This is a genomic window from Streptomyces sp. x-80, assembly GCF_046549095.1.
In the GTDB taxonomy this organism is placed as follows: domain Bacteria; phylum Actinomycetota; class Actinomycetes; order Streptomycetales; family Streptomycetaceae; genus Streptomyces; species Streptomyces celluloflavus.
Map to the genome: position 1 here is coordinate 61,720 of NZ_JAJPWM010000003.1, position 26,412 is coordinate 88,131.

General features: G+C 73.7%; 24 protein-coding genes. 13 read left to right on the top strand and 11 right to left on the bottom strand.

What is annotated here, in order from left to right; all coding sequences use genetic code 11:
* Positions 1 to 150: 150 nt before the first annotated feature.
* On the bottom strand, positions 151 to 1,230 hold the full coding sequence (locus tag ACLJWH_RS05830; RefSeq protein WP_411140494.1) for an MBL fold metallo-hydrolase: 1,080 nt from the start codon (positions 1,228 to 1,230) through the stop codon (positions 151 to 153).
* Positions 1,231 to 1,612: 382 nt separating this feature from the next.
* On the opposite strand from ACLJWH_RS05830, the gene ACLJWH_RS05835 reads away from it, so the two are divergent.
* A complete protein-coding gene (locus tag ACLJWH_RS05835) occupies positions 1,613 to 3,064 on the top strand; it encodes an aldehyde dehydrogenase (protein ID WP_411140495.1) in 1,452 nt (483 codons plus the stop codon).
* Positions 3,064 to 3,297, top strand: a complete 234-nt coding sequence (locus tag ACLJWH_RS05840) for a ferredoxin (protein WP_411140496.1) — start codon at positions 3,064 to 3,066, stop codon at positions 3,295 to 3,297. The genes ACLJWH_RS05835 and ACLJWH_RS05840 overlap by 1 nt, the downstream gene beginning before the upstream one ends.
* A gap of 143 nt (positions 3,298 to 3,440) precedes the next feature.
* Here ACLJWH_RS05840 and ACLJWH_RS05845 read toward each other — a convergent pair whose 3' ends face one another.
* Complete coding sequence (locus ACLJWH_RS05845; protein WP_411140497.1) at positions 3,441 to 4,166, bottom strand: TetR family transcriptional regulator; 726 nt, start codon at positions 4,164 to 4,166, stop codon at positions 3,441 to 3,443.
* 240 nt (positions 4,167 to 4,406) lie between these two features.
* Here ACLJWH_RS05845 and ACLJWH_RS05850 point away from each other — a divergent pair, with 240 nt between their 5' ends.
* The 5 genes from ACLJWH_RS05850 (at position 4,407) to ACLJWH_RS05870 (ending at position 9,473) form a co-directional block, all read left to right on the top strand.
* Positions 4,407 to 5,819, top strand: a complete 1,413-nt coding sequence (locus ACLJWH_RS05850) for a glycosyltransferase family 4 protein (protein ID WP_411140498.1) — start codon at positions 4,407 to 4,409, stop codon at positions 5,817 to 5,819.
* Positions 5,820 to 5,955: 136 nt separating this feature from the next.
* The gene (locus tag ACLJWH_RS05855; protein ID WP_411140499.1) at positions 5,956 to 6,795 is read left to right on the top strand and encodes a class I SAM-dependent methyltransferase; all 840 of its coding nucleotides are present in this window, start codon (positions 5,956 to 5,958) and stop codon (positions 6,793 to 6,795) included.
* Positions 6,792 to 7,862, top strand: coding sequence for a prenyltransferase (locus ACLJWH_RS05860; protein ID WP_411140500.1), 1,071 nt, complete (start codon positions 6,792 to 6,794; stop codon positions 7,860 to 7,862). The genes ACLJWH_RS05855 and ACLJWH_RS05860 overlap by 4 nt, the downstream gene beginning before the upstream one ends.
* Before the next feature lie 273 nt (positions 7,863 to 8,135).
* Positions 8,136 to 8,651, top strand: a complete 516-nt coding sequence (locus ACLJWH_RS05865) for a hypothetical protein (RefSeq protein WP_411140877.1) — start codon at positions 8,136 to 8,138, stop codon at positions 8,649 to 8,651.
* A gap of 30 nt (positions 8,652 to 8,681) precedes the next feature.
* Positions 8,682 to 9,473 (top strand): maleylpyruvate isomerase family mycothiol-dependent enzyme, encoded by a 792-nt coding sequence (locus ACLJWH_RS05870; RefSeq protein WP_411140501.1) that lies wholly within the window; start codon positions 8,682 to 8,684, stop codon positions 9,471 to 9,473.
* Positions 9,474 to 9,535: 62 nt separating this feature from the next.
* On the opposite strand, the gene ACLJWH_RS05875 is transcribed toward ACLJWH_RS05870, so the two are convergent.
* From ACLJWH_RS05875 to ACLJWH_RS05890, 4 genes are all read right to left on the bottom strand, one after another.
* Entirely contained in the window at positions 9,536 to 10,546 is a 1,011-nt protein-coding gene (locus tag ACLJWH_RS05875) for an LLM class F420-dependent oxidoreductase (protein ID WP_411140502.1), read from the bottom strand.
* Positions 10,547 to 10,703: 157 nt separating this feature from the next.
* On the bottom strand, positions 10,704 to 11,522 hold the full coding sequence (locus ACLJWH_RS05880; protein ID WP_411140503.1) for a hypothetical protein: 819 nt from the start codon (positions 11,520 to 11,522) through the stop codon (positions 10,704 to 10,706).
* Between the two features lie 179 nt (positions 11,523 to 11,701).
* Positions 11,702 to 12,619: an N-acetylmuramoyl-L-alanine amidase gene (locus ACLJWH_RS05885; protein WP_411140504.1), complete on the bottom strand. Its 918-nt coding sequence runs from the start codon at positions 12,617 to 12,619 to the stop codon at positions 11,702 to 11,704.
* Positions 12,620 to 12,639: 20 nt separating this feature from the next.
* Positions 12,640 to 13,299, bottom strand: a complete 660-nt coding sequence (locus ACLJWH_RS05890) for a class I SAM-dependent methyltransferase (protein ID WP_411140505.1) — start codon at positions 13,297 to 13,299, stop codon at positions 12,640 to 12,642.
* A 444-nt stretch (positions 13,300 to 13,743) separates the two neighbouring features.
* Here ACLJWH_RS05890 and ACLJWH_RS05895 point away from each other — a divergent pair, with 444 nt between their 5' ends.
* The 3 genes from ACLJWH_RS05895 (at position 13,744) to ACLJWH_RS05905 (ending at position 18,799) form a co-directional block, all read left to right on the top strand.
* Positions 13,744 to 15,924, top strand: a complete 2,181-nt coding sequence (locus tag ACLJWH_RS05895) for an acyl-CoA dehydrogenase (protein ID WP_411140506.1) — start codon at positions 13,744 to 13,746, stop codon at positions 15,922 to 15,924.
* 45 nt (positions 15,925 to 15,969) lie between these two features.
* Complete coding sequence (locus tag ACLJWH_RS05900; protein ID WP_411140507.1) at positions 15,970 to 17,163, top strand: lipid-transfer protein; 1,194 nt, start codon at positions 15,970 to 15,972, stop codon at positions 17,161 to 17,163.
* 190 nt (positions 17,164 to 17,353) lie between these two features.
* Positions 17,354 to 18,799 carry an MFS transporter gene (locus tag ACLJWH_RS05905; RefSeq protein WP_411140508.1) on the top strand — a complete coding sequence of 482 codons (1,446 nt, stop codon included), beginning with the start codon at positions 17,354 to 17,356 and terminating at the stop codon, positions 18,797 to 18,799.
* Between the two features lie 197 nt (positions 18,800 to 18,996).
* Here ACLJWH_RS05905 and ACLJWH_RS05910 read toward each other — a convergent pair whose 3' ends face one another.
* From ACLJWH_RS05910 to ACLJWH_RS05925, 4 genes are read right to left on the bottom strand one after another with little or no spacing between them, the layout of a single operon-like run.
* On the bottom strand, positions 18,997 to 19,602 hold the full coding sequence (locus ACLJWH_RS05910; RefSeq protein ID WP_411140509.1) for a response regulator: 606 nt from the start codon (positions 19,600 to 19,602) through the stop codon (positions 18,997 to 18,999).
* On the bottom strand, positions 19,599 to 20,966 hold the full coding sequence (locus ACLJWH_RS05915) for a histidine kinase (RefSeq protein ID WP_411140510.1): 1,368 nt from the start codon (positions 20,964 to 20,966) through the stop codon (positions 19,599 to 19,601). The genes ACLJWH_RS05910 and ACLJWH_RS05915 overlap by 4 nt, the downstream gene beginning before the upstream one ends.
* A gap of 29 nt (positions 20,967 to 20,995) precedes the next feature.
* On the bottom strand, positions 20,996 to 21,724 hold the full coding sequence (locus ACLJWH_RS05920; protein WP_411140511.1) for an ABC transporter permease: 729 nt from the start codon (positions 21,722 to 21,724) through the stop codon (positions 20,996 to 20,998).
* The gene (locus ACLJWH_RS05925) at positions 21,724 to 22,710 is read right to left on the bottom strand and encodes an ATP-binding cassette domain-containing protein (protein ID WP_411140512.1); all 987 of its coding nucleotides are present in this window, start codon (positions 22,708 to 22,710) and stop codon (positions 21,724 to 21,726) included. The genes ACLJWH_RS05920 and ACLJWH_RS05925 overlap by 1 nt, the downstream gene beginning before the upstream one ends.
* A gap of 279 nt (positions 22,711 to 22,989) precedes the next feature.
* On the opposite strand from ACLJWH_RS05925, the gene ACLJWH_RS05930 reads away from it, so the two are divergent.
* The 3 genes from ACLJWH_RS05930 (at position 22,990) to ACLJWH_RS05940 (ending at position 26,074) form a co-directional block, all read left to right on the top strand.
* Positions 22,990 to 23,886 carry a MaoC/PaaZ C-terminal domain-containing protein gene (locus tag ACLJWH_RS05930; protein WP_411140513.1) on the top strand — a complete coding sequence of 299 codons (897 nt, stop codon included), beginning with the start codon at positions 22,990 to 22,992 and terminating at the stop codon, positions 23,884 to 23,886.
* Between the two features lie 96 nt (positions 23,887 to 23,982).
* The gene (locus ACLJWH_RS05935) at positions 23,983 to 25,059 is read left to right on the top strand and encodes a Zn-dependent alcohol dehydrogenase (RefSeq protein ID WP_411140514.1); all 1,077 of its coding nucleotides are present in this window, start codon (positions 23,983 to 23,985) and stop codon (positions 25,057 to 25,059) included.
* Positions 25,060 to 25,114: 55 nt separating this feature from the next.
* Positions 25,115 to 26,074 carry a 3-oxoacyl-ACP reductase gene (locus ACLJWH_RS05940; RefSeq protein ID WP_411140515.1) on the top strand — a complete coding sequence of 320 codons (960 nt, stop codon included), beginning with the start codon at positions 25,115 to 25,117 and terminating at the stop codon, positions 26,072 to 26,074.
* A 160-nt stretch (positions 26,075 to 26,234) separates the two neighbouring features.
* On the opposite strand, the gene ACLJWH_RS05945 is transcribed toward ACLJWH_RS05940, so the two are convergent.
* Positions 26,235 to 26,402 (bottom strand): hypothetical protein, encoded by a 168-nt coding sequence (locus ACLJWH_RS05945; RefSeq protein WP_411140516.1) that lies wholly within the window; start codon positions 26,400 to 26,402, stop codon positions 26,235 to 26,237.
* Positions 26,403 to 26,412 lie beyond the last annotated feature (10 nt).

Consider the following 26,412-nt stretch of genomic DNA (forward strand, 5'->3'; position numbering starts at 1 on the left):
GCCCAGGGCGCCCATTTTAGCCCCGGTGGGCCGGGGACGGCGGGCCCTCCGGCCGCACGATCCGGCCGATACGGCGTGCGGCGCGCCGACCGGGTACGGCCTGCTGGGCGCGGTCTTCCGGTGGCTCGGCACGGGCCGTCCGATACGGCGCTACACGGCCTGGTACGTCGTGGGGTCGGAGCCCGGCACCGGTTCCGCGTGGCCGAGTTTCACCAGGTGGCGCAGATGGGCCTCGGCCTCGGAGACGGCGATGTTCCGGGAGCCGTAGGGGATCTGCGCCCAGGGACGGTTCCACTCCATGGCCACGGCGAGCTGCCACGGGGTGAGCGGGTCGCGGAGCAGCGTCCGCAGCCCGGCCAGCCGCTCTTCGTGGTGGGCGAGGAGATCGCGTACGCGTCCGCCCGCGTCGGTGAAGGCGTGCTGATGGGCGGGCAGCACCTCGGCGGGGGCGAGCCGGCCGATCCGTTCCAGGGAGCCGAGGTAGTCGCCCAGCGGGTCGGTGACCGTCGCGTCGTCCGGGTCCTCGTACAGCCCGACGTGCGGGGTGATGCCGGGCAGCAGGTGGTCACCGGAGAAGAGCCGGCCGAAGCGGGCGCCCGGACCGCTCGCCGCCGCTGGACCACCACCCGCCGCCGTGCCCCGCCCCGGATGCTCCTCCTCCAGATGCAGGCAGACGTGCCCCGGCGTATGTCCGGGCGTCCAGATGGCGCGCAGCCGGCGGCCCGGCAGGTCGAGCAGGGCGCCGGGGCTGATCTCACGGTCCGGCAGCGCGGGCGGGCGGCCGGACCGCGCTGCCCCGTGCCTCTTGGCGCGCGCCTCCCGCAGGGGTGCCAGATGGTCCTCCGGTGCGCCGACCGTCGTGAGCTTGGCGGTCAGGAAGTCGAGCCAGCTGCCCGGTTCGGCCTCGCGGGTGCGGCGGACCATGGCGGTGTCCGCGGCGTGCATGGCGATCCAGGCGCCGGATGCCTCCCGCACCGCGGCCGACAGGCCGTGATGGTCGGGGTGGTGGTGGGTGATCAGTACGCCGTGCAGGTCGGTGACGGCGAATCCGCAGGCCGCGACGCCGGCGACGAGGGTGTCCCAGGAGTCCGGGTCGTCCCAGCCGGTGTCGATGAGCACCGGTCCGCGGTCGGTCTCCAGGAGGTGGACGAGGGTGTGGCCGAGCGGATTGTCGGGGATGGGGACGGCGATGCTCCACACCCCGCCCCGGTGGTCGATCACCTGTGTCATCCCGGCCCCCTCTCGGCGTGACCTGCTCGCCGGCCACTATAGCTAGAACGGGTTCCAGCGAGGTGTCCGGTGCTGTCTGAAGTGGCCCTTCGGAAGCGTGAGTTGGGGGTGAGGAGGGGAGGCGGAAGGGTGGACGCCTCGAACGGGAACTGGTATCAGTTCCTGAGGAGGAGATTCCTGATGGGCAGTCAGAAATCTTCGGGAACCGCCACGGAGGACACGCCGCGGGGAGCACCCCGTAGGGGGACCACCGCTGAGGCCCCCCTCAGCCACCCCGAGCGCCCTCAGCCCCAGGAGTCCCCCTCCGGAGTTCACCCCGGACCATCGAGAGACGGAAACCCCTTACCGGACACCGGCGGCCAACCCGCAGGAGGCGGCAGCGATGAGCGACCTCGTCGAGCACGGAAAGCTCTATATAGGCGGTGAGTTGGTCGATCCGGCCGGCAGCGACACGATCGAGGTCGTCTCGCCGCACACCGAACAGGTCATCGGCCGCGTCCCGCACGCCTCGCGGGCCGATGTGGACCGGGCGGTGGCCGCGGCCCGTACGTCCTTCGCGTCCGGGGTCTGGGCCAACGCCCCGCTGGCGGACCGGATCGCGGTGGTGACCCGGATCAAGGACGCGTTCGCGGCGCGCAGCGAGGAGTTCGCCAAGGTCATCAGCGCCGAGAACGGCACCCCGGTCACCTCCGGTGTCATGGTGCAGTCGCTGGCCGCGATGCTGGTGTGGGACGCGGCACTCACCGTCGCCCGGGACTTCCCCTTCGAGGAACGGCGGGCCGGGATCCTGGGGCCGCTGCTGGTGCGGCGCGAGCCGGTCGGGGTGGTGGCGGCCGTGGTGCCGTGGAACGTCCCGCAGTTCACCGCCGCCGCCAAGCTCGCGCCGGCGCTGCTGGCCGGCTGCTCGGTGGTCCTGAAGGTGTCGCCGGAGACCCCGCTGGACGCGTACCTCCTCGCCGAGATCGCGACCGAGGCCGGACTGCCGGCCGGGGTGCTGTCGATTCTGCCCGCGGACCGGGCGGTGAGTGAGTACCTGGTCGGGCATCCGGACGTCGACAAGGTGTCGTTCACCGGCTCGGTGGCGGCGGGCAAGCGGGTCATGGAGGTCGCCGCCCGCAACCTCAGCCGCGTCACGCTGGAACTCGGCGGCAAGTCCGCGGCGGTGATCCTGCCGGACGCGGATCTCGACGCGGCGGTGGCCGGCATCGTCCCGTTCGCCTGGATGATCAACGGCCAGGCGTGCGTGGCCCAGACGCGCATCCTCGTCCCGCGCGCCCGCTACGGCGAGATCGCCGAACGGTTCGCCGCGGCGGCCGCCGCACTGACCGTGGGCGACCCGCTGGACCCGGCCACCGAGGTGGGCCCGCTGGTCGCACGGCGCCAGCAGCAGCGGTCGCTCGACTACATCGCGCTCGGCCGCCAGGAAGGCGCCGAGGTCCTGACCGGCGGCGGACAGCCGAAGGGGCAGCCGACGGGCTGGTACGTCGAGCCCACTCTCTTCGGCGAGGTCGACAACGCCATGCGGATCGCCCGCGAGGAGATCTTCGGCCCGGTCATCTGCCTGCTGCCGTACGAGGACGAGGCGGCGGCGGTACGGATCGCCAACGACTCGGAGTACGGGCTGTCGGGCTCGGTGTGGACGGCGGATACCGAGCACGGCATCGACATCGCGCGGCGGGTACGCACCGGCACGTACTCGGTGAACACCTTCAGCATCGACATGCTCGGCCCGTTCGGCGGCTACAAGAACTCCGGGATCGGGCGGGAGTTCGGGCCCGAGGGGTTCGGCGAGTACCTGGAGCACAAGATGATCCATCTGCCGGCCGGTGCGTGATGGGCGAGCGCTGGCGGGTGGCGGTGGACCGGAGCGTGTGCATCGGGTCCGGGATGTGCGTCGGCGCGGCACCGGACGGCTTCCGCCTCGGCCCGGCCCGGCGGTCGCACCCCGTGGCACCGGAGACGGACGCCGCCGAGAGCGTGCTGGCGGCGGCCGAGGGGTGCCCGGTCGAGGCGATCACCCTCACGGTCGCGGGCAGCGGTGCGGCGGTCTTCCCGCCGGAGGAGTGAGCGCGGTCCGGCCGCGCGGCCCGCCCGCCCGGTTCCGGGTACGTGCCCCTACGGGTGTCGTACGCCCGCGCGGGCCCGTCCCCGGAGCGTCCCCGTCGCCGTACGCATCCCGTACGTCCCCGTCCCGCCGCGCGGCAGCCGTCTCAGCGGTCGCGCGGCGTCGCCCCCGTACGCGCTCCCGGCTCCGCTGCCGACTCCGGTCCCGGCTCCGGTGTCGTGATGTCGATCAGTCGGCAGACCGTCTCGATGTCTATCTTCACCTGGGCGATCGAGGCACGTCCCGACAGCCAGGTGATCAGCGCCGAATGCCAGGTGTGCTCGATGACCCGGACCGCGGAGAGCTGCTCGGGGGTGGCGGACCGGGCGGGGTGCGGCAGCTCCTGCGCGGGGTGCTGGCGGCTGGGGGGCGGGGCCATCGCGTCCAGGATGATCGCGGTGGTCAGCCGGGAGACGGTGTCCACCTCCGGGCTGACCGAGCGGTCCGCGAAGGTCAGCGCGCGCACCATCGCGTCCGCGAGGTGCGGTTCGCGCTGGAGCGCGCGGAACGCCCGCATCAGGGTCTGCGCGACCCGCGCGCCCGGGTCCTGCTCCGACGGCGGCCGCTTGCGCAGCGTCTCGTGCATGTGCTGGAGCTGGTCCTGCATGGTCGCGACCAGCAGATGCACCTTGGAGGGGAAGTAGCGGTAGAGGGTGCCGAGTGCGACGCCCGAGGACTCGGCGACCTCGCGCATCTGCACGGCGTCGAAGCCGCCACGGCTGGCCAGCCGGGCGCTGGTGTGCAGGATGCGGCGGCGCCTGGCCTCCTGACGCTCGGTCAGGGGAGGACTCGGGGGAAGCGACGGTTTGGCCGCCTTGGATTCCGTAGTCATATTTCCCATTCCGTGGCATTCCGTCCGCGAGAGGGCGAGTGCCGGTGGTGTGATCGCCACAGCATGGCAGGGGGGCGGGTGGTGGCGCGAATCACCTGGTGTGGCTCTTTTCGCCTCCCTCTCGGCCGGTAGATTCGAAGCTCCGTTAACTGATCAGTAGCCAATCAGTTCTGAAACTTGTTCTAGATTACCGCCAGCGGTTACGCTCCGGCGGAAGTCCAGTGATGAAGGGGGCCGCGCGTGACCGCAGAGGCCGTCCAGGCAGCCACGCCCCGCCCCGCAACAGGCCCCGCGGGCGTCGCCCCGGCGCACGGCGACCGCCCTCTGCGTATCGCGATGCTCACGTATAAGGGGAACCCGTTCTGTGGCGGGCAGGGCGTCTACGTACGCCATCTCTCCCGCGAACTGGCCCGCCTCGGCCACACCGTCGAGGTGATCGGCGCGCAGCCCTACCCCGTCCTCGACGAGGGCGTGCCGCTGACCGAGCTGCCGAGCCTGGACCTCTACCGCCAGCCCGACCCGTTCCGCACGCCCCGGCGCGGTGAGTACCGCGACTGGATCGACGCCCTCGAAGTCGCCACGATGTGGACCGGCGGCTTCCCCGAACCGCTGACCTTCTCGCTGCGGGCCCGGCGCCATCTCGCCGCCCGGCGCGGTGAGTTCGACGTCGTGCACGACAACCAGACGCTCGGCTACGGCCTGCTCGGCGGCCCCCGCGCCCTGGGCGCCCCGCTGGTCACCACCGTCCACCACCCCATCACCGTCGACCGGCGGCTCGACCTGGCCGCCGCCGGCGACTGGCGCCGCCGCGCCTCCGTCCGCCGCTGGTACGGCTTCACCCGGATGCAGAAGCGGGTCGCCCGCCGGCTGCCCTCGGTGCTCACCGTCTCCGGCTCGTCCCGCCAGGAGATCGTGGACGACCTGGGTGTACGGGACGGCCGGATCCATGTCGTGCCCATCGGCGCCGACACCGACCTCTTCTCGCCTGATCCGTCCGTGGCCGAGGTGCCGGGCCGGATCGTGACGACCTCCAGCGCGGACGTACCGCTCAAGGGGCTGATCCACCTCGTGGAGGCGCTCGCCAAGGTCCGCACCGAACGCCCCGACGCGCATCTGGTGGTCGTCGGCAAGCGCGCCGACGACGGCCCGGTCGCCGCCGCCATCGAGCGGTACGGCCTGTCCGGCGCCATCGAGTTCGTTAAGGGCATCAGCGACGCCGAACTCGTCGACCTGGTGCGCGGCGCCCAGCTCGCCTGCGTCCCCTCCCTCTACGAGGGCTTCTCGCTGCCCGCCGCCGAGGCGATGGCCACCGGCACCCCGCTGCTGGCCACCACGGGCGGCGCCATCCCGGAGGTCGCCGGGCCCGACGGCGAGACCTGTCTGGCGGTGCCCCCGGGCGACGCCGGCGCGCTGGCCGCCGGGCTGCTGCGGCTGCTGGGCGATGACGCGCTGCGCCGCCGCCTCGGCGCGGCCGGCCGGGAGCGGGTGCTGGCCCGCTTCACCTGGCGGCAGGCGGCCATCGGCACCGCCGAGCGCTACCGCGAAGCCATCGCCCGCCAGGCCGGCCCGCCCGCCGCCCGCACCGTCCCCCGGACGCCGTCCGGGAGAACCTCCGATGCCGCGCCCGCACCGAGCGCCGCCGGACGCGGCTGATGTCCCTGGCGCCCCGCCCGGCACCCGCCCCGCCGGCGGCCGCGCACCCGGCCACCGTGCGCCCCCGCGCCTCCTCCGCCAGCCCTCCCCGCAGCAGCCACCACCGCCATGAACCGCCGGACGAAAGCAGAACGCCGTGCTGACCGTCGACTTTTCCCGCTTCCCGCTCGCCCCGGGCGACCGCGTACTCGACCTGGGCTGCGGCGCGGGCCGGCACGCCTTCGAGTGTTACCGGCGCGGCGCGCAGGTCGTCGCGCTCGACCGCAATGGCGAGGAGATCCGCGAGGTCGCCAAGTGGTTCGCCGCGATGAAGGAGGCGGGCGAGGCCCCGGCGGGCGCCACCGCCACCGCGATGGAGGGGGACGCGCTGGCCCTGCCGTTCCCCGACGACAGCTTCGATGTCGTGATCATCTCCGAGGTGATGGAGCACATCCCGGACGACAAGGGGGTGCTCGCCGAGATGGTGCGGGTGCTGCGCCCCGGCGGCCGGATCGCCGTCACCGTCCCCCGCTACGGCCCCGAGAAGGTCTGCTGGGCGCTCAGCGACGCCTACCACGAGGTCGAGGGCGGCCATATCCGTATCTACCGGGGCGACGAACTGCTCGGCAAGATGCGCGAGGCCGGACTGAAGCCGTACGGCACCCACCACGCGCACGGACTGCACAGCCCGTACTGGTGGCTCAAATGCGCGTTCGGCGTGGACAACGACACGGCGCTGCCGGTGCGGGCGTACCACAAGCTGCTGGTCTGGGACATCATGAAGAAGCCCCTGGCCACCCGGCTCGCCGAGCAGGCGCTCAACCCCGTCATCGGCAAGAGCTTCGTCGCCTACGCCACCAAGCCGCAGACCCCCGCACGGCACGACGCGGACCCGTGGGCGGAGGCCCCGGCCGCCGCCGGGACCGCCGCCGGGACGGGCGAGCCGGCCACGTCCGCCCCCCAGGCCGCCAAGTCCTCCGCCGGGGCCGCCAAGTGACCAGTCCCGGGCGTACCGAGCGGCTGGTCCTGCCGGGGGTGCTCACCGCCGAGCAGGCGGCCCGTACGGTCGCGGGCATCGTGGCGGCCCAGCGCACGGACGGCGCGATCCCGTGGTTCCGCGGCCACCACCTCGACCCGTGGGACCACACCGAGGCCGCCATGGCGCTGGACGCCGCCGGCGCACACGAGCGCGCCGAGGCCGCGTACGACTGGCTGCGCCGGCATCAGAACCCGGACGGCTCCTGGTACGCGGCGTACGCCGACGGGGACGCCGCGGCGCCGACCGACCGGGGCCGGGAGACCAACTTCTGCGCGTATGTCGCCGTCGGCGTCTGGCACCACTTCCTGTCCACCGGCGACGAGACCTTCCTCGACCGCATGTGGCCCGCCGTCTTCGCGGCGATCGAATTCGTCCTGGAACTCCAGCAGCCCGGCGGCGAGATCGGCTGGAAGCGCGAGGACGACGGCAGCCCCGTCACCGACGCGCTGCTCACCGGCTCCTCTTCCGTCTATCAGGCGCTGCGCTGCGCGCTCGCGCTCGCCGACCAGCGCGAGGAACCGCAGCCCGACTGGGAACTGGCCCTGGGCCGCCTCGGCCACGCGATACGCCGGCACCCCGAACGGTTTCTGGACAAGGCCCGCTACTCCATGGACTGGTACTACCCGGTCCTGGGCGGCGCGGTGCGCGGTGCGGCCGCCACCGCCCGGATCGACGCGGACTGGGAGCGCTTCGTGGTGCCCGGCCTCGGTGTGCGCTGCGTCCTGCCCAACCCCTGGGTGACCGGCGGCGAGAGCGCGGAGCTGGCCCTCACGCTGTGGGCGATGGGGGAGTCCGACCGCGCGGTACAGATTCTCGCCTGGATGCAGCATCTGCGCGCCGAGGACGGCATGTACTGGACCGGTTACGTCTTCGACGACGACGCCATCTGGCCGCGCGAACGCACCTCCTGGACGGCCGGATCGCTGCTGCTCGCGGTGGCCGCGCTGGGCGGTGACGAGGCCACCACCTCGGTCTTCGGCGGTGAACGGCTGCCGACCGGGCTCGACCCGGACTGCTGCCGGTAGGCGGTGGCCCCGGCCGCCGGGCGCGGGCGGCGGCCGGTGGCCGGTGGCCGGAACTCGCGTAGGGATGCGCCGAACGGGCGTTTGCGGGTGACGGGGTGAGGGCGGCCGGGTAAGGCTGCGGGGGTGTGGTCCGCGTAAGACAACGCCCGCCGGAGGCGCGCCGTGTCCCTGCCCTCGTCCCTCACCGACGCCCGCCCCGTCCGCCCGTCCGCCCGGTCGGCTCCCGACGCACCGCCGCGCCCCGGGGGGTCGGTCCGGCGGGGCGCCGTCGCGCTGCTGCTGGCCGGCAGTCTGCTGACCGGCGCCGTCGCCTGCGGCAAGAACAAGAACACGGGCGGCGACAACAGCGCGGCGGCGCCCAGCCCGAGCAGCTCTGTGGAGAAGCAGAAGTTCGCCAAGACCCGTTTCGTGGCCAACGCGGGCCTGGCGGCGGGCGCCACCTACCAGTGGATCGTGAAGCCGTTCAAGGCGGGCACGTTCAAAAAGGGCGCGGACGGCCGGACCTTCGCCCTGGTCAAGGCCGGTCTGGCCGGTGCCTTCACCTACAACAGGCTCAAGGCCGCGGTGGTCAACGCCAAGGGCGATCCGCTGCTCTCCAAGGCCCTCACCCCGCTCTCCAGCGGTATCGAGTCGCTCAAGAACCTGGGCGGCAAGCTCCGCAAGGGTGATGCGGGGGACGCCGATGTCGGCTCGTTCGAGAAGGTCATCAACAACGTCAAGGGCGCGGGCCGGAGCGCGGGTGCCGAGGTGACCGACAAGGTGCCGACCGCCGCACAATTGGGAGGCTGAGCCGGGCGGCCGCACCTTAGGGTGCGGCTCATGACTCTCCAAGGTTCGCTCACCCATGAGCGCTACTGCGCCGAACTCCTCGCCGAGACCGAGCGGTTCCGGTCCGCGCTGCGCGGCGCCGATCTCGCCGCGACCGTACCGACCTGCCCGGACTGGTCGCTCGCCGCGCTCGCCCGGCATGTGGGCGCCGCACACCGCTGGGTCGGGACGCTGGTCGCCACCCGCGCCACCGAGGACGTCGACGAGGCGGACATACCCGGTGTCGCGGGGCCCGCGGGGGACGATCCGGCGGCCCTGGACGCCTGGCTGGCGGAGGGCGCCGAGGGGACCGTGCGGGCCCTGCGCGAGGCCGGTCCGGACGCGGCCGTGTGGAGCTGGTCGCCGGTGCGGACCGCGGCGTTCTGGGCGCGGCGGATGACCCATGAGACGGTGATCCACCGGGCCGACGCGGCGCTCACCGCGGGCACCGCCTTCGACGTGCCGTCCGAGGTGGCCGCCGACTGCCTGGAGGAGTGGCTCCAGCTGTGCGCCCTGCCCGCGGCCGGGGAACGCGGCGCGCGGCTGCTCGGCCCCGGCCGCAGCATCCATCTGCACGCCACCGACACCCCGCCCGAGCTGACCGCCGAATGGTTCATCGACCTGACGGGCGGGACGCTCACCCACCGCCGCGCCCACGAGAAGGCCGCGGTCGCGCTGCGCGGCCCGCTCACCGACCTGCTGGCCGTCTTCTACCGCAGGCTGCCGGCCGACAGCGACCGGGTCGAGGTGCTGGGGGACCGTGCGCTGCTGGACGAGTGGCTGGCGCAGATGTCCTTCGAATGAGCCGCCGCGGGGGCGCGGCCGTACGGTCCGTGACGGGGCCGGGCACGGTGGCCCGGCCGCCGTCAGGTGGTCAGTTCGGCCAGCACCCGCAGCGTGTCCGGGTCGGGGGCGGTGACCAGCAGGTCGGTGACCGGGCCCGCGCGCCACAACTCCAGCCGCTCCGCGATCCGTTCGCGCGGCCCGACCAGTGAGATCTCATCGGCGAAGGCGTCCGGCACGGCGAGCACCGCCTCCTCCTTGCGGCCCTGGAGAAACAGCTCCTGCACCCGCCGGGCCGCCGTCTCGAAGCCCATACGGGCCATCAGATCGGCATGGAAATTGTGGGCCGCGTGCCCCATCCCGCCGATGTAGAAGCCGAGCATCGCCTTGACCGGCAGCAGCCCCTCGGCGATGTCGTCGCAGACCACCGCGCGGACCAGCGGGGCGATCAGGAAACCGGCCGGGGCGTCGGACAGGGACGCCCGGTGGATGCCGGTACGCATCGGCGACCAGTACAGCGGCAGCCAGCCGTCCGCGATCCGGGTCGTCTGGGCGATGTTCTTGGGGCCCTCGGCGCCCAGCAGGATGGGCAGTGCGGCGCGCAGCGGGTGGGTGATGGACCGGAGCGGTTTGCCCAGCCCGGTCCCGTCCGCTCCGCGGTAGGGGTGCGAGTGGAAGCGGCCGTCCGCCACCACCGGCCCCTCCCTGCGCAGGACCTGGCGGATCACGTCCACGTACTCGCGGGTCGCGGTCAGCGGGCTCCGGGGGAACGGCCGGCCGTACCACCCCTCGACGACCTGCGGACCGGACAGCCCCAGGCCCAGCAGCAGCCGGCCGCCGGAGAGATGGTCGAGGGTGAGCGCGTGCATCGCGGTGGCGGTGGGGGTGCGGGCGGCCATCTGCGCGATACCGGTCCCCAGTCTGATCCGGGAGGTGTGGGCGGCGATCCAGGTGAGTGCGGTGAACGCGTCCGAGCCCCACGCCTCCGCGGTCCACACCGAGTCGTAGCCCAGCCGCTCGGCCTCGCGGGCGAGTGCGAGATGCCGGGGATCGGGGCCGCGGCCCCAGTAGCCCAGTGCCAGCCCGAGTCGCATGCCCGCCCCTCTCCGCCGGTGCGCCGCCGCCGGCGACACAGCTGACGGTGCGTCAGGCGGGCGCGGTGCGGGAACTGTACGGCCCGGCCGCGGACAGCGCAACGGCCCCTCGCCCGCGGGGGCGAGGGGCCGGGAAAGGACCGCCGGGTGTCCGGTGTCAGCCGCGCTGGATGCCGGTGGTGTCCTGGAGCACGCCGCGCCGGCCGTCCTGGGTCTGCGCGATCAGGGCCGGGCCGCGCTGCTCCACGGCGAGGTACCAGGTGCCGGGCGCCAGCTCGGCGATCGGCGTCGGCGAACCGTCCTCGGGGTACAGCGGGCGCGCGACGGGCACCGCGAACCAGAACGGCGCGAACTCCACGGGTGCGGCCTGCTGACCGCCGGCCGTGGCACCGGCGGGCGCCTGCTGGCCGCCGTAGGCCGGCTGGCCGGGCTGGACCTGCTGGCCGCCCGGGTAGCCGTACCCGCCCTGCTGCGCGCCGGGGTAGCCGTAGCCCGTGGCCGGACCCGCGCCGTACGGGGACGGGGCCTGCGGCTTGGGCGCGCCGAGCAGGGGGACGCCGAGCGCGGGCACCAGCGGGGTGGCCACCGCCGCGCCCGCCAGGACGAGGGCGCCGATCAGACCGAGGATCAGGCCCCCGGACGCACCGCTGCTGTTGACGATCCACCAGAACGCGTTCCAGGCGACGAAGACGGCCAGTGTGGCGCCGACCTGGCCCAGCTCGAAACCGGCGACCTTGCGGGGCTGCGGCAGCGCGCGGGCGACGACGATCAGCGCGGCCGCGATCACGCCCGCCAGGTACACGCTCATCAGCAGGGGCAGGGCGTCCCAGGCGTTCGGGGCGGTGATCGACGGGCAGAGCTTGCCGGCGCACTCGGTGGAGCCGGTCGAGTAGAGGCCGAGGAACGAGGCGATGAACAGCACCACCGCTGCTCCGATCACCACGCCGTCGCCTCTAGTGAGGGAGCGGATGTTCACGTAAGGGTCCTTTGCCGGTTCGGGATTCGGGTCGTTGCTGTGGCTGTTGTTGACGCTGTGACTGATGTGCGTGGTAGGGGCACGGCGGCCCCCCATCGTAAAGGGGAACCCTTCGCCGAATCCGGCGGGCCGTCTTCCGGGTATCGACGCGCTATCGGCAGCGGTAACACCGGCCGAGGTCAGCGCGTCAAGAAGTCCGTAATGCCCTCGGTGATCCCGCGCGCCGCCTTTTGCCGCCACTGCGCGTCGGTCAATTGCGCGGCATCCTTCGGATCGCGCATATTGCCGCACTCGATGAACACCTTCGGCACCTTCGAAAGGTTGAGGCCGCCGAGATCGGAGCGTGGGTCGAGTCCCGTACCGCCGCCGAGGTAATTGGACGGTGCGCTTCCGGTCACCGCCGCGAACCGGCTCACCAGCCGCTCACCCAGGGCGCGGGAGGGCGCCACGATGGCGGCGGTGTCGGCCGCGCCCGCCCTGACGCGCTCGGGGAGGATGACATGGAAGCCGCGGTTGCCGACGGCCGAGCCGTCGGCGTGCACGGAGACCGCGGCGTCGGCGTGCGCGGTGTTCCCGATGGCGGCGCGTTCGTCCACGCACGGGCCGTACGGGCGGTCGTCGTCCTGGGTGAACACCACCGTGGCGCCCCGCTCCTGGAGGAGGGCGCGGGCCCGGCGGGCGACGTCCAGGGTGAAGGACGCCTCGGCGTAACCGTCATTCGTGGCGGTGCCGGTGGTGTCGCACTCCTTGCGGTCGTTGCCGATCTCCACCTGCCGGGCGATCTCGTGGCCGTGCTCGCGGTTGCGCGGATTGTGGCCGGGATCGAGGACGACGACCTTGCCCCGGAGGCTGCCCGGCGGCTCCGTGCCGCTGCCGCCGTTGCCGCCCTTCTTCTCCGGGGGCGGGGTGCCGCCGGCCGGGTCCGCGCCGCCGGTCGGTGCGCCACCGGCCGTGGGCGCGCCCGCCCGCGGTGGCTCACCGCCCTGCGCCCGCCAGATCAGCCAGCCCGCGAGAGCGACGGCCACCAGGGCGGCCAGGGCGGCGAGCAGGGTGCCGCGCGGGCGGCGGTGCGGGGGGAATGTACTGCCGTTCGACACGTCGGCGATCGTAGCCCGGCTCAGCCGCCGGCACCGCTGCGCCGCAGTACGTGCAGCGAGCCATGGGCCGAGACCTCGGTGAAGGCGCCGGACGCCAGCGCCCTGCGGTAGATGCGGTACGGGGCCTGGCCGCCGTCGGCCGGATCGGCGAACACGTCGTGGATGACCAGCAGGCCGCCCGGCGCGAGATGCGGCGTCCAGCCCTCGTAGTCGGCGGTGGCGTGCTCGTCGGTGTGCCCGCCGTCGATGAACACCAGGCCCACCGGTGTCCCCCAGAGCGCCGCGGCCCGCGGTGACCGGCCCACCAGGGCGATCACCTGCTCCTCCAGGCCGGCCGCGTGCAGGGTGCGGCGGAAGGTGGGCAGCGTGTCCATCTTGCCGACCTCGGGGTCGACGACCGCCGCGTCGTGGTACTCCCAGCCGGGCTGCTGCTCCTCGCTGCCCCGGTGGTGGTCGACGGTCACAGCGGTCACTCCCGCACCGCGCGCGGCGTCCGCGAGCAGGATCGTGGAGCGGCCGCAGTAGGTGCCGACCTCCACCAGGGGCAGGCCGAGCGCCGCCGCCTCGGTGGCGGCCGCGTACAGGGCGAGGCCCTCGTCCACGGGCATGAAGCCCTTCGCCGCCTCGAACGCGGCGAGGATCTCCGGCCGCGGAACTGCGGGCGCCGTACGAGCGGTCATGGGCTTCCTCCTGTGTCGTGCGGTCCGGCCGGGCGCGGGGCCGGGCGCCGCTGCGGTGCGGCCGGCCGCGGTCCGGTGGCTCATGGTGCCGTACGCGGCCGGGCGGGCGGTGTGCGGGTGGTGTGCGGGTGGGTGCTGCCCCGGTGGACTCCCGCGCCGGTCCGGCCGGTCCGGGCGTATTCGGGTATCGGAACGGCGGTCCGCATTTCGTGCCGCGGCGCCGCCCGCGGCCGTGGATCCCTTACCGCTTCCGCGCTCCCCGAAAGCGGTGAATTCGCTTGCGGGGAGCGGTGGGAGAAGGAATCGGGGACGGTGGCGGAATTCGCCGGACCGTTTCCGGAACGCATCCGGATCTTTTCCCGGAGAACAGGAACAAAGGGGCCGATCGTCCCCGTCCGGCAGTCGGCCTTCCGCCGGATTGAAACGTGTTCTAGTCTGCCCGCCATGGGCATCGGAATCACGCAAGAGCAACGTGACCTGGCCGAGGCGACCCGCGGCTGGGCCGCGCGGACCGTGCCGCCCGAAGCGGTGCGCAAGCTGCTCGACACCGCGCCCGGCCGGCCCGGCCGGCCCGCGTACGGGGACCTCTTGGCAGCTCAGGGCCTGCTCGGGCTGCACCTGCCCGAGGCCGTGGGCGGGGGCGGCGGTGAACTGCTGGACCTGGCCGTCGTCCTGGAGGAGCTGGGCCGGGCCGCGTTCCCCGGCCCCTGCCTGCCCAGTGCCCTCGCGGCCGAACTGCTCCACCGCGGCGGCGCCCCGGCCCTGGCCCGCGCCCTGGCCACCGGGGAGCGCATCGGCGCCGTCGCGCTCGGCCCGGGATCGCTCACCGCCGTCGAGAGCGCCGACGGCTATGTGCTGGACGGCGCCGCGCCGCCCGTCCTGGCCGGCGGCGACGCGGACCTGCTCGTACTCGCCGCCAAGACGGCCGCCGGCACCGTCTGGCTCGCGGCCGACGCCGCCACCCTGGCCGTACGGGTCCAGGAGAGCGCCGACCCGACCCGGCCCACCGCCGAGGTGCGCGCCGACGGCGTCCCGGTACCCGCCGGGCGGCTGCTGACCGTGGACGGCGCCCTCGTCCGCGACCTGGCCGGGGTGCTGTTCGCTGCCGAGGGCTGCGGCACCGCCGCCTGGGCGCTGCACACCGCCGCCGAACACGCCGCGGTGCGCCGGCAGTTCGGCCGCCCGATCGGCCAGTTCCAGGCGGTCAAACACCTCTGCGCCGAGATGCTCGTCCGCTGCGAACAGGCCCGCGCCCTGGTCTGGGACGCGGCCCGCGCCGTCGACGAGCCCCCCGAGGTCCGCGGTCTGGTCGCGGCGCTGGCCACCGCGACCGCCCTGGACGCCGCCCTCGACTGTGCCAAGGACTGCATCCAGATCCTCGGCGGCATCGGGTTCACCTGGGAGCACGACGCCCATCTCCATCTGCGGCGGGCGACCGTGGCCCGTCAGCTGCTCGGCGGCGGTGACACCCACCGGCTGCGCGCCGCCCGGTACGCCGCCGGGGGCGCCCGCCGCGAGCTGCGGCTCGACCTGCCCGCCGCGGCGGCCGGGTACCGCGCACGGGCCCGCACGGTCATCGACGGCGTCCGCGGCCTGGACCCGGCGGCCGCCCGCCGCGCGCTGGCCCCCACCGGCTACGCCGCCCCGCACCTCCCCGAGCCCTACGGACTGGGCGCCGGCCCCGTACAGCAGCTCGCCGTCCAGCAGGAACTGGCGGCCGCCGGGGTCGAGGTCGCCGGACTGGGCATCGCCACCTGGGTCGTCCCCTCACTCCTCGCGCACGGCACGAAGGCGCAGCAGGAGCAGTATCTGCCGCCGACGCTCCGCGGCGATCTGCTGTGGTGCCAGCTGTTCTCCGAACCGGAGGCCGGCTCGGACCTGGCGTCGCTGCGCACCCGCGCCGAACGGACCGACGACGGCTGGCGGATCAACGGCCAGAAGGTGTGGACCTCGGCGGCCCAGTGGGCCGGCCACGGCATTCTGCTCGCCCGTACGGACCCGGACGTGCCCAGGCACCAGGGCCTGACCTTCTTCCTCGTCGACATGGCGAGCCCCGGGATCGACATCCGCCCGCTGAAGGAGATCACCGGCGACGCCCTCTTCAACGAGGTCTACTTCGACGATGTGCTGCTGCCCGCCGACGCGGTCGTCGGCGCGGTCGGCGACGGCTGGCGGGTCGCCCGCACCACGCTGGGCAACGAACGCGTCCACATGGCCGACCAGCTGACCTTCGACACCGGCCTGCGGACGCTCATCGAACGCTCCGCCGAGCTGGACGGCGCGGTGCGCGCGAGGGTGGGCGCACTGGCCGCCGAGGCGCACGCGCTGGGCTGTATCGGGCTGCGCGGCACCCTCCAGCAGGTCGCGGGCCGGGAACCGGGCGCCGGTGCCAGCATCCGCAAGCTCGTCCAGACCACGTATCAGCAGAAGGTCGCCGAGCTGGCCCTCGAACTGCTCGGCCCGAGCGGCGCGGTGCGCGAGGGCGCCGGCGAGCGGGCACTGCACGGCTTCTTGATGTCGCGCTGTCTGACCATCGCCGGCGGGACCACCCAGGTGCAGCTGAACGTCGTCGCGGAACGGCTGCTCGGCCTGCCGCGCGACCCGGAGCCCCGCCCCCTCGGCTGAGCTCCCCGGGCCGACCCACTCGACCGAGTCCACGGAAGGACACGTATGACTGGCAAGGCGTACCTCGTCGGCGTCGGGATGACGAAGTTCGAGAAGCCCGAGACCCGCGAGTGGCAGTACTGGGACATGGCGAAGGAGGCGGGTACCAAGGCGCTCGCCGACGCCGGGATCGGCTACGAGGCCGTCGAACAGGTGCCGGTCGGCTACTGCCACCAGGCATCGACGGCCGGCCAGCGCGCGGTGTACGAACTGGGGCTGACCGGCGTCCCCGTCTACAACGTCAACAACAACTGCGCGACCGGCGCGACCGCGCTGATGATGGCCCGCCAGTTCGTCGCGGCGGGCATCAACGACTGCGTGCTGGCGCTCGGCTTCGAGAAGATGAGACGGGGCGCGCTGGGCGCCGGCGCGGACTCCGGCGACTTCCACGCCTCCCCGGTCGCCCGGCACTACGGCGTGATGGCGGCCGGACACGGTTTCGGGCCGACCCCGCCCACCGCCCAGATCTTCGGCAACGCCGCCCGCGAGCACATGGCGCGGTACGGCACCACCGAGGAACAGCTCGCCGCGGTCGGCGCCAAGAACCACCGGCACTCCGCGAACAACCCCTACGCCCAGTTCCGGGACGTCTACTCGGTCGCGGAGATCCTTGAGTCCAGGACCGTCCACCGGCCGCTGACCAAGCTCCAGTCCTCCCCGACCTCGGACGGCGCGGCCGCGGCCGTCGTCGCCTCCGAACGGTTCGTGCGCGCCCACGGGCTGGCGGACCGGGCGGTGGAGATCGCCGCCCAGGCCATGGTGACCGACACCGAGGAGAGCTTCGCCGCCGGTTCCTGCATCGATGTGGTCGGCAAGCCGATGTCGCGGGCCGCGGCCCGGCAGGTCTACGCGGCGAGCGGGCTCGGCATCGAGGACGTGGACGTCATCGAGCTGCACGACTGCTTCTCGGTCAACGAACTGCTGACGTACGAGGCGCTGGGCATGTGCGCGGACGGGGAGTCCGGGAAGCTGGTCGCCGACGGCGCCACCACCTACGGCGGACGCTGGGTGGTCAACCCGTCCGGCGGGCTGATCTCCAAGGGGCATCCGCTGGGCGCGACCGGGCTCGCGCAGGCCGCCGAGCTGGTGTGGCAGCTGCGCGGTACGGCGGGGGAGCGGCAGGTGGCCGGGGCCCGGGTCGGACTGGCGCACAACATCGGCCTGGGCGGTGCCGCGGTGGTGACCCTGCTGCGCATCTGACGCCGGTGCCGGCCGACGTCAAGTGCGGTGTGCGGGCGGGGAGTCGGCGCACGCCGGCGGCGCCCCGCCCCCGGGCGCCGCAGACGGGGGCCGACCGGACCTCCGGCGCAGGTCCTGGGTCTCGCGCCGGAGGTCCGGTGCGCCGAGTACCCCGATATGCCGATGCGCCGTTCATCGGATAAATGCGAGCATGGGCAGCATGCCGCCGACTGTCCGCGCCACCACGCTGTCCGCACCCCCGAGCCGCTCGGCCGCCCCGGCGTGGCTGGTGATGCTGCTGGTCTGCGCCGGGCAGTTCCTGGTCGTCCTGGACGTCTCGGTCGTGAACGTGGCGCTGCCCGCCATGCGGTCCGGGCTCGGCCTGACCGAACTGGGCCTCCAGTGGATCGTCAACGCCTATGTCATCACCTTCGCCGGGTTCATGCTGCTCGGCGGCCGGGCCGCGGACCTCTTCGGCCGCAAGCGGATCTTCGTCGTCGGCCTGACGCTCTTCACCCTCGCGAGCCTCGGCGGCGGGCTGGCGCAGGAGCCCTGGCAGCTGATCGCGGCCCGCACCGTCCAGGGCGTCGGCGCGGCCGTGCTCTCCCCGGCCACCCTCACGATCCTGACCACGTCCTTCCCGGCGGGCGCGGCCAGGACCCGGGCGATAGCCACCTGGACGGCGGTCGGCGCGGGCGGCGGCGCGGTGGGCGGCCTGGTCGGCGGGGTGCTCACCGAGTTCCTGTCCTGGCGCTGGGTGCTGCTGATCAACGTGCCGGTCGGCGCGCTCGTCCTGGCCGGTGCGGTGCGGTGGTTCACCGAGAGCCGGCAGCGTACGGGGCGGCGGCTGGATGTACCCGGCGCACTGCTGGTGACCGCCGGGCTCGCGCTGGTGGCGTACGGCATCGTGCAGACCGAGACCCACGGCTGGGTGTCGGCGGCCGCGCTGGTGCCGCTGGCCGCCGGGCTAGTGGTCGTGGCGGTCTTCATCGCCGTCGAGGCGCGGACCAAGGCGCCGCTGATGCCGCTGGGGCTCTTCCGGCTGCGCTCGGTCTCCGCGGCGAACACGGCGATGGTGCTGGCCGGCGCCGCGATGTTCTCCATGTGGTACTTCCTCTCCCTGTACATGCAGAACGTGCTGTTCTATTCGCCGCTGGAGGCCGGGCTGTCCTTCGTCCCGCACTCGCTCTGCATCGTCCTGGGCTCGAAGGCCGCGCCACGGCTGATGCACCGCCTCGGCGCCAAGACCCTGGCCGTCACGGGCGCGGTGATCTCCGGGTGCGGCATGCTCTGGCAGGGCACCATGGGCGCCGACGGCAGCTACCTCGGCACACTCCTGGGCCCCGGCATCCTGATGGCGCTCGGTGCGGGCCTGACCGCGACACCGGTCGCCTCCATCGCCACCTCCGGCGCCGACCCCGCCGACCAGGGCCTGGTCTCGGGACTGATCAACACCTCGCGCCAGATGGGCGGCGCGCTGGGCCTGTCGGTCCTGTCCACGGTCGCCGCCTCCCGGATCGCCGGGGGCCACGACCCGGCGGCCCTGGCCGGCGGCTACGGCCTGGCGTTCCACGTCGGCGCGGCGGTGCTGCTGGGCAGCATCCTGCTGATGCTCATCGCGCTGCCCCGGCGGCAGCCGGATGCCGCCCACGGCTGAGCGGTGCGCGCGGCCGGGGCGGGGCCGGGGCGGGGGATCGGGGCCGACGGTGCGGCCTGTACGGGGCCGGGACCGGCGGCGCGGGGGCCGAGGCCGTGGGGCGCGACGGCGCGGGGGCCGAGGCCGTGGGCCCGCGGGCCACGGGGCCAGGGGCGCCGCACCGTCCGCTCACCTCCCCGGTCCGGCCGCCCCGCCCGCTACAGCCAGCCGTTGCGGCGGGCGGCCCGTACCGCCTCCATGCGGTTACGGGTGCCGGTCTTGCCGATGGCCGCCGAGAGGTAGTTACGGACGGTGGCCTGGGACAGATGCAGCTTGCCGGCGATATCGGAGACCGTCGCACCGTCCACCGCCGCGGTGAGCACATCGCGCTCGCGCTGGGTGAGCGGATTGGGCCCGGCGCTCAGCGCCGCCGCGGCCAGCCCCGGGTCGATGACCCGCTCACCGGCCAGCACCCGCCGGACCGCCGCCGCCAGATCCTCCACCGGGCCGTCCTTGACCAGGAACCCGGACGCCCCCGCCTCCATCGCGCGCCGCAGATAGCCGGGCCGGCCGAACGTCGTCACGATCAGCACCTTGCAGGACGGCAGCCGGTCGCGCAGATCGGCCGCGGCGTCCAGACCGCTGCGGCCGGGCAGCTCGATGTCCAGCAGTGCGACATCGGGCCGGGCCGCCAGGGCGGCGTCGACGATCTGATCGCCCGCCGGGACCTGGGCCACCACCTCCATGTCCTCCTCCAGGTCGAGCAGCAGCGCCAGCGCGCCCCGCATCATTCCCTGGTCCTCGGCCAACAGGAGCTTGATCACCTGGCCACCTCCGCCACATCCGTCATCTCGACCGTGCCCACCGGCAGCTCGGCCACGACCCGGAAGCCGCGCCGGCCGTCGGGGCCGCTGGTCAGCGTGCCACCCACCACGGCCAGCCGTTCGGCCAGCCCCTTCAGGCCCGTACCGCCCACCGGGCCCGCACCGTGCTCCCGCCGCGCACCGGACCCGTCGGCCGCCGCCCCCGCGCCGTCCCCGGTGTCCCCGCCGCCCTCGGCATCCCGGTGCGGACCGGGGCCGTGCCGCCGGTCCTGGCCGGGGAGCGGGGCCGGACCGGTGCCGACGGGGCCGCGGCCGTCGTCCGTGATCGTCAGCCGGGCCCGTTCGGCGTCGGCGCGCACCTCGATCTCGCAGCGGGTCGCCCCGCTGTGCCGGACGGCGTTGGTGACGCCCTCGCGGACCACCCAGCCCAGCAGCGCCCCGGCCTGCGGCGGCAGCGGCGGCCCCGACTGCCGCACGACCGGCTCGATCCCGGCCGCCTCCAGCGCCGAACGGGCCCGGTCCAGCTCGGTGGCGAGGCTGCCCTCGCGATAGCCGGTGACCGCCTCCCGGATCTCGGTCAGCGCCTGCCGGCCGACCGCCTCGATATCGGCGGCCTGCGCGAGCGCCTTGTCCAGATCGCGCGGTGCCAGCCGGCGGACCGCCTCGGCCTTGACCACCACCACGGACAGGGTGTGCCCCAGCAGATCGTGCAGATCGCGGGAGAAGCGCAGCCGCTCCTTCTCCACGGCGCTGCGGGCCAGCTCCTGACGGGTGGCCTTCAGCTCGTTGATGGTGTCGAACAGGCTCAGGACCGTCGCCGTCACCATGCCGGACAGGAAGGTGCCGTACCCGACGCCGAACGAGCCCCAGGGCTCGTCATCGCGCAGGCCCGCCAGGACTCCGGCCGAGCCGCTGAGCGCGATCAGCCACAGGCCGAGCTTCTTGCCGCGCAGCGCCCGCACCGTCCCGGAGGCCAGCGACAGCAGCGGGAAGAACAGGAACCAGGTGCCGCCGAAACCGAGCGCGACGGCGTAGGTGAGCACGGTCAGCGCGCCCAGGGCGTAGAGCGGATACCGGGTGTCGCGCCGCCGGGGGTTGAAGGAGGCGAAGACGACGCTGATGTAGAGGGAGTTGAAGGCGAGGAGGGCGGCGCCGGCCAGCCAGGGGTTGCCCGACCTGCCCTGGATGATGTGGGAGAACGCGCCCAGGCCCAGCAGCAGCCAGGGCAGGAAGGTGTACCGGCCCGGCCCCTTGCCGGGCGCCGGCTCCGGCCACTCCGCCTCGCCCGGCCCGTCGTCCGCGCCGCGCCGGGAGTCCTTGCCCCAGGGGCCCCTGCCGCAGCCCCGTTCTCGTGTGTTCCGCACTGTCGTTTCCCGGTCCTTGCCCTCATGCATCACACGGTGCGTGCGGCCCGACGGTACGCGTACACCGCATATCCGCCGAACAGCGCCAGCCACGCGGCCAGCACCGCCACGGTCGTGATGCCCGGCGCACCGCCGTGCGTGACGCTCTGCCCGAGGTCGGCGAAGCGGTTGGCGGGCGTCCAGACGGCGAGCGAACGCAGCCAGTCGGGGAACGCCGCCACCGGGAACCACAGACCGCCGACTATCGAGAGCAGCAGCAGACAGCCGGTGTTGACCAGGCCGGTGGCCTGCGAGGAGAGGCGGTAGCCGTTGCCGAGGCCGAGCAGGGTGAAGGGCGTGGTGCCGATCCACAGCAGCACGATCAGCGCGGCCCACTGCCACACCGGCATCCGGACGCCGTTGACCAGCCCGCCCGCCAGCAGCACCGACACGATGGCCGGCAGCACCGTGACCGAACCGGTCAGTCCGCGGCCGACCACCACCCGCGCCGGGCTCAGCGGTGTGCTCCGCAGCTGCCGCAGCCAGCCCAGGCTCTTGTCCTCGGCGACACCGGTGCCGGTGCCGATCGCGGCGCCCAGCGCGCCGTACGCGGCCATCCCCACCATCGCGGAGACCTTCCAGTCCGCATCGGCGCCACCGGGGCTGGCCCCGATGCGGGTGAACAGCAGATACATGAGCACCGGCATCCCGATACCGAAGAGGACGAAGGTCTTGTCGCGCAGCGTGCGGCGCACTTCGAGGCGGATGTAGTCGAGCATCAGACGGTCTCCTTCGGGGACGGGCCGCCGACGTCGGCCGGGGCGGCGGTGAGCAGCAGAAACGCGTCCTCCAGGCTGGCGGGCGCGACCTCCAGACCGCGGACGAGGCCGAGCCCGGCCAGCGCCAGGACCGTCGCGTCGGAGTCCGCGGAGCGCAGCAGCGCGCGGTCGCCGCGCACCTCGACCGCGGTCACCCCGGGCAGCTCCGGCAGCCGCCCGGCCGGCGCGCCCGCGAGCTCGAAGGAGACCAGCGTTCCGCCGGCCCGCCGCTTTATCTCCTCGCCGCTGCCGTCCGCGGTCACCCGGCCGCGGTCGATCACCACGATCCGGTCGGCGTTGTTGTCCGCCTCCTCCAGATAGTGGGTGGAGAACAGGATGGTGTTGCCGCGCCGCGCGTATGCCCGCATGGCGCGCCAGAACGTCCGCCGGGCCTCGACGTCCAGCGCCGCGGTCGGCTCGTCCAGCACCAGCAGTTCGGGGTTGCCGGCCAGCGCCACCGCGAAGCGGACCCGCTGGGCCTGCCCGCCGGACAGCCGGTCCACCCGGCGGTCGGCGAAGGCGCCCAGGCCCGCCAGCTCCAGGGCCTCCGTGACCTGCATGGGGCGGGGGTAGGTGGCGGCGACGAAGGAGACCAGTTCGCGGACGGTGACCCGCGGGATGGGCTTGCCGTCCTGGAGCATGGCCCCCACCCGCCCCGCCCGCACCGCCGCCCCGGGCTCCTCGCCGAACAGCCGCACCGTCCCCGAACCGGGCGGCAGCAGCCCCAGCAGCATGCTGATGGTGGTGGACTTCCCCGCGCCGTTGCGGCCGAGCAGCGCCACCGTCTCGCCGCTGCCGATCGTCAGATCCAGCCCGTCCACCGCGCGGACCGCGCCATAACTCCGGGTGACCCCGGAGAAGGCCACCGCCGCCACCGCCGCCGCGCCACCCGTGCTCCGTGGGCGGCTCACCGGTCCGGCCGTCTCTCGTACGCCTGTTGTCGTCATGTCTTCGACGCTACGCAGAGTTACGTTGCCGCGGCAGATGCGAATGTAAGCGATCACCCCTGACAAATGTCATGGTGCCTCCCGGGAGCCCGTATCTGACATGGCGTCAGGGGCTTCCGGGTGCCGGTCGGATCGGCTATACATGAGTGCCATCGGCTAGAACGCGTTCTAGAAGTTCCTGACGGGCGCGGCCGGGCCGACCAGAAACGACCCCGGCGCGGCCGACGGTGCGGACGGCCGGGCCGGGGTCTCACACCGTGGTGAAGGAGCGACCGCCCCATGCCCATCGACGCCGCCAAGGCCACCTCCGCCGAGCCGCGGACCACCGAACTCGCCTGGGACCACAAGGACGTCCAGCTCTACCACCTGGGCATCGGCGCCGGCGCGGCCACTCCGGAGAAACCGCACCCCGTCACCGACCCCGGCGAACTGCGCTACACCCTGGAGCGCGCGCTGCACGTACTGCCCAGCTTCGCCACCGTCGCGGGCGGCGGCATGGCGCTGGCGGGCGGGCTGTCCGCCCCCGGCATCGACGTCGATCTGGCCGCCGTCCTGCACGGCGGCCAGCGTGTCACCGTGCACCGCCCCCTCCCGGTGAGCGGCCGCGCCACCCAGACCTCCACCGTCCCCGCCGTCTACGACAAGGGGCACACCCGGAGCAACGCCGCCGTCATCGTGCTCCGTTCCGAAGTCGCCGACCAGGACGGTCCGTTGTGGACCTGCGACACCCAGATCTTCGTGCGCGGCGAGGGCGGTTTCGGCGGCGCGCGCGGCCCCGCCACGCGCCTCGAACTCCCCTCGCGCGCCCCGGACCTGACCGCCGAGCGGTACCTCCGCGAGGACCAGGCGCTGCTCTACCGCCTCTCCGGCGACTGGAACCCGTTGCACGCCGACCCGGACTTCGCCCGGCTCGCCGGCTTCGACCGGCCGATCCTGCACGGTCTGTGCTCGTACGGCGTCACCCTCAAGGCCGTCGTCGACCTGGCGCTGGGCGGCGACGTCTCCCGCGTCCGCGCGTACACCACCCGCTTCGCGGGCGTCGTCTTCCCCGGCGAGACGCTGCGCCTGCGGATCTGGCGCGAGGCACCGGAACCCGGCCGCATCCAGGTGTCGGTCACCGCGGCCGACCGCGACGACGCCCCGGTCCTCGCCGACACCGTCATCGACCACACCTGACGCACCCGGCACACCCCACCGCGTCCGCCCCGTCCCACTGTGTCCGCTCACCCCTCCCACCCCGCACACATCCGTACGTACAAGAGGAGCCGCACCGTGCGCGCAGCCGTACTGCACGAGACAGGACAGGACACCCTCGAAGTCCTCGACGACGTCGAGGCGGTGGGCTTCGGGCCCGGCAAGGTCAGGATGCGGATACGGGCGACCGGACTGTGCCACTCCGACCTCTCCGCGATGAGCGGGGTGCTGCCGCAGCCCGCCCCCTTCGTCCCCGGGCACGAGGGTGCCGGCGAGATCCTCGACGTCGGCGACGGCGTGACCGGCCTCCACCAGGGCGACCGGGCGCTGATGTGCTGGCTGCCCGCCTGCGGCAGCTGCGCGTCCTGCAAGCGCGGCCAGACCCACCTGTGCCTGGCGGGCTTCCTGAACGCCGGTACGCCCAACTTCCGGCGCCCCGGCGGGGAGGTCTTCGGCTTCGCCGGTACCGGCACCTTCGCCGAGGAGGTCGTCGTCGCCGCCAACTGCGCGGTCCCGATCCCGGACGATGTCCCGTACGAGATCGCCGCACTGATCGGCTGCGGCGTCACCACCGGGCTCGGCGCGGCCCTCAACACCGCCCGGGTGGAAGCCGGGTCCTCGGTCGCGGTGATCGGCTGCGGCGGCGTCGGTATCGCCACCATCCAGGGCGCGCGGGCCGGCGGTGCGGCCCAGATCATCGCCGTCGACCCGGTGGCCGCCCGCCGCGAGGCCGCGCTGCGCTTCGGTGCCACCGAGGCCGTCGCCCCCGAGGAGTTCGCCGACGCCAAGGCCCGGATCACCGCGGGGGAGGGCTTCGACTACGTCTTCGAGGTGGTCGGCAAGTCCGCCACCACCCGCACCGCCTACGAGATGACCCGGCGCGGCGGCACCCTGTGCATCGTCGGCGCGGGCGCCCTGGACGACACCTTCCAGGTCAATATGTTCGAGCTGTTCTTCGACGAGAAGCGGATTCTGCCGTCGCTGTACGGCGGCGCGGACGTGCTGCGCTCCTACGAACGGGCCATCGCCCTGTGGCGGGCCGGCCGGATCGACCTCGAAGGCATGATCACCCACCGGGTGCGGCTCGACGAGGTCAACGACGCCGTCGACCAGATGCGCACCGGCACCGCGCTGCGCACCTGCATCGAGATCTGAGCGACCTGACCGATCTGAGGGACCTGAGGGACCTGAGCGACCTGGGAGGACGGCAATGGGAGAACCGGCAGCACAGTCACCACCACTCGCGGGCCTGACCGCGATCGTCACCGGCGCCGGGCGCGGGCTGGGCCGGGCCGAGGCGCGGGAACTGGCCCGCCTGGGCGCCAATGTGGTCGTCAACGACTTCGGGCAGCCGGGACGGGACGGCTCGGGCGAGGCGTCCGCCGCGCCCGCCGAGGAGACCGCCGCCGAGATCCGTGCGGCGGGCGGCCGGGCCACCGCCCACCTCGGCGACGTCGCCGACTTCGAGCAGGCCCGCGCCCTGGTCCAACTGGCCGTCGGCACTTACGGACAGCTCGACATCCTGGTCAACAACGCGGGCATCCTGCGCGACCGGATGGTCTTCTCCATGAGCGAGGACGAGTGGGACACGGTGATCCGCGTCCACCTCAAGGGTCACTTCAACACCACGCACTTCGCCGCGATCCACTGGCGCGAACGCGCCAAGGCGGCCGGCGGCCCGGTCCACGGCCGGATCGTCAACACCTCCTCCGAAGCGTTCCTCGCCGGTTCTGCGGGGCAGCCCAACTACGCGGCGGCCAAGGGCGGCATCGTCGGCCTCACCACCTCCACGGCGCTGGCGCTGGCCAAATACGGGGTGACCGCCAACGCCATCTGCCCGCGCGCCCGCACCCGGATGACCGAGGACGTCTTCGCGGGCTTCCAGGAACCCGCGGACGGCACCCTCGACGTGCTCGCCCCCGAACATGTCTCACCGCTCGTCGGCTATCTGGCCTCACCGGCCGCGGCCGGGGTCAGCGGTCAGCTGCTGGTCGTGCACGGCGGCATGGTCGCCATCGCCGAACGGCCGCGGATCGCCGCCAAGTTCGACACCGCGCACGAGGCGTTCAGCTTCGACGAGCTGGACGCGGTGCTGACGCCGTATTACGCGGCACGCCCGCCGAACGAGACCTTCGCGGCGGCCGAGGTGCTGGGCCTCAAACACGGCTGACGCCCGCCGGACCGCCGTGCCCGACGACGGCCGTGGTCACCGCGCACGGGAACGGCCGTGGCCGCCGCCCGCGGGAGTGCGGTGCGGCGGCCACGGCCGTCGTCCTGAGTGCGGGCGGGCGGCATCGGCGGAGACCTGCCCCGGTCCGCCCGCCGGCCGGCTACACGCGCTGGGACTGCTCGTTCCTGCGGTGCCGCCCGTTGGCGTCGGCCATGGCCTCTTCCGCGGCGGCCGGGCCACGGTGTCTGCCGGCGTGTGCCGCCGCTGCGGCCTGGGCGGATGCCTCCGTTGGGAGCGCCTCGGTCGATTCGGTTCGGGCTTCGGACATGGGAAAGTCA

Coding starts and splice junctions, on each gene's coding strand:
- ACLJWH_RS05830 (WP_411140494.1), bottom strand. CDS start 1,230: ATGACACAGGTGATCGACCACCGGGGCGGGGTGTGGAGCATCGCCGTC.
- ACLJWH_RS05835 (WP_411140495.1), top strand. CDS start 1,613: ATGAGCGACCTCGTCGAGCACGGAAAGCTCTATATAGGCGGTGAGTTG.
- ACLJWH_RS05840 (WP_411140496.1), top strand. CDS start 3,064: ATGGGCGAGCGCTGGCGGGTGGCGGTGGACCGGAGCGTGTGCATCGGG.
- ACLJWH_RS05845 (WP_411140497.1), bottom strand. CDS start 4,166: ATGACTACGGAATCCAAGGCGGCCAAACCGTCGCTTCCCCCGAGTCCT.
- ACLJWH_RS05870 (WP_411140501.1), top strand. CDS start 8,682: ATGACTCTCCAAGGTTCGCTCACCCATGAGCGCTACTGCGCCGAACTC.
- ACLJWH_RS05875 (WP_411140502.1), bottom strand. CDS start 10,546: ATGCGACTCGGGCTGGCACTGGGCTACTGGGGCCGCGGCCCCGATCCC.
- ACLJWH_RS05890 (WP_411140505.1), bottom strand. CDS start 13,299: ATGACCGCTCGTACGGCGCCCGCAGTTCCGCGGCCGGAGATCCTCGCC.
- ACLJWH_RS05895 (WP_411140506.1), top strand. CDS start 13,744: ATGGGCATCGGAATCACGCAAGAGCAACGTGACCTGGCCGAGGCGACC.
- ACLJWH_RS05900 (WP_411140507.1), top strand. CDS start 15,970: ATGACTGGCAAGGCGTACCTCGTCGGCGTCGGGATGACGAAGTTCGAG.
- ACLJWH_RS05905 (WP_411140508.1), top strand. CDS start 17,354: ATGGGCAGCATGCCGCCGACTGTCCGCGCCACCACGCTGTCCGCACCC.
- ACLJWH_RS05920 (WP_411140511.1), bottom strand. CDS start 21,724: ATGCTCGACTACATCCGCCTCGAAGTGCGCCGCACGCTGCGCGACAAG.
- ACLJWH_RS05925 (WP_411140512.1), bottom strand. CDS start 22,710: ATGACGACAACAGGCGTACGAGAGACGGCCGGACCGGTGAGCCGCCCA.
- ACLJWH_RS05930 (WP_411140513.1), top strand. CDS start 22,990: ATGCCCATCGACGCCGCCAAGGCCACCTCCGCCGAGCCGCGGACCACC.
- ACLJWH_RS05940 (WP_411140515.1), top strand. CDS start 25,115: ATGGGAGAACCGGCAGCACAGTCACCACCACTCGCGGGCCTGACCGCG.
- ACLJWH_RS05945 (WP_411140516.1), bottom strand. CDS start 26,402: ATGTCCGAAGCCCGAACCGAATCGACCGAGGCGCTCCCAACGGAGGCA.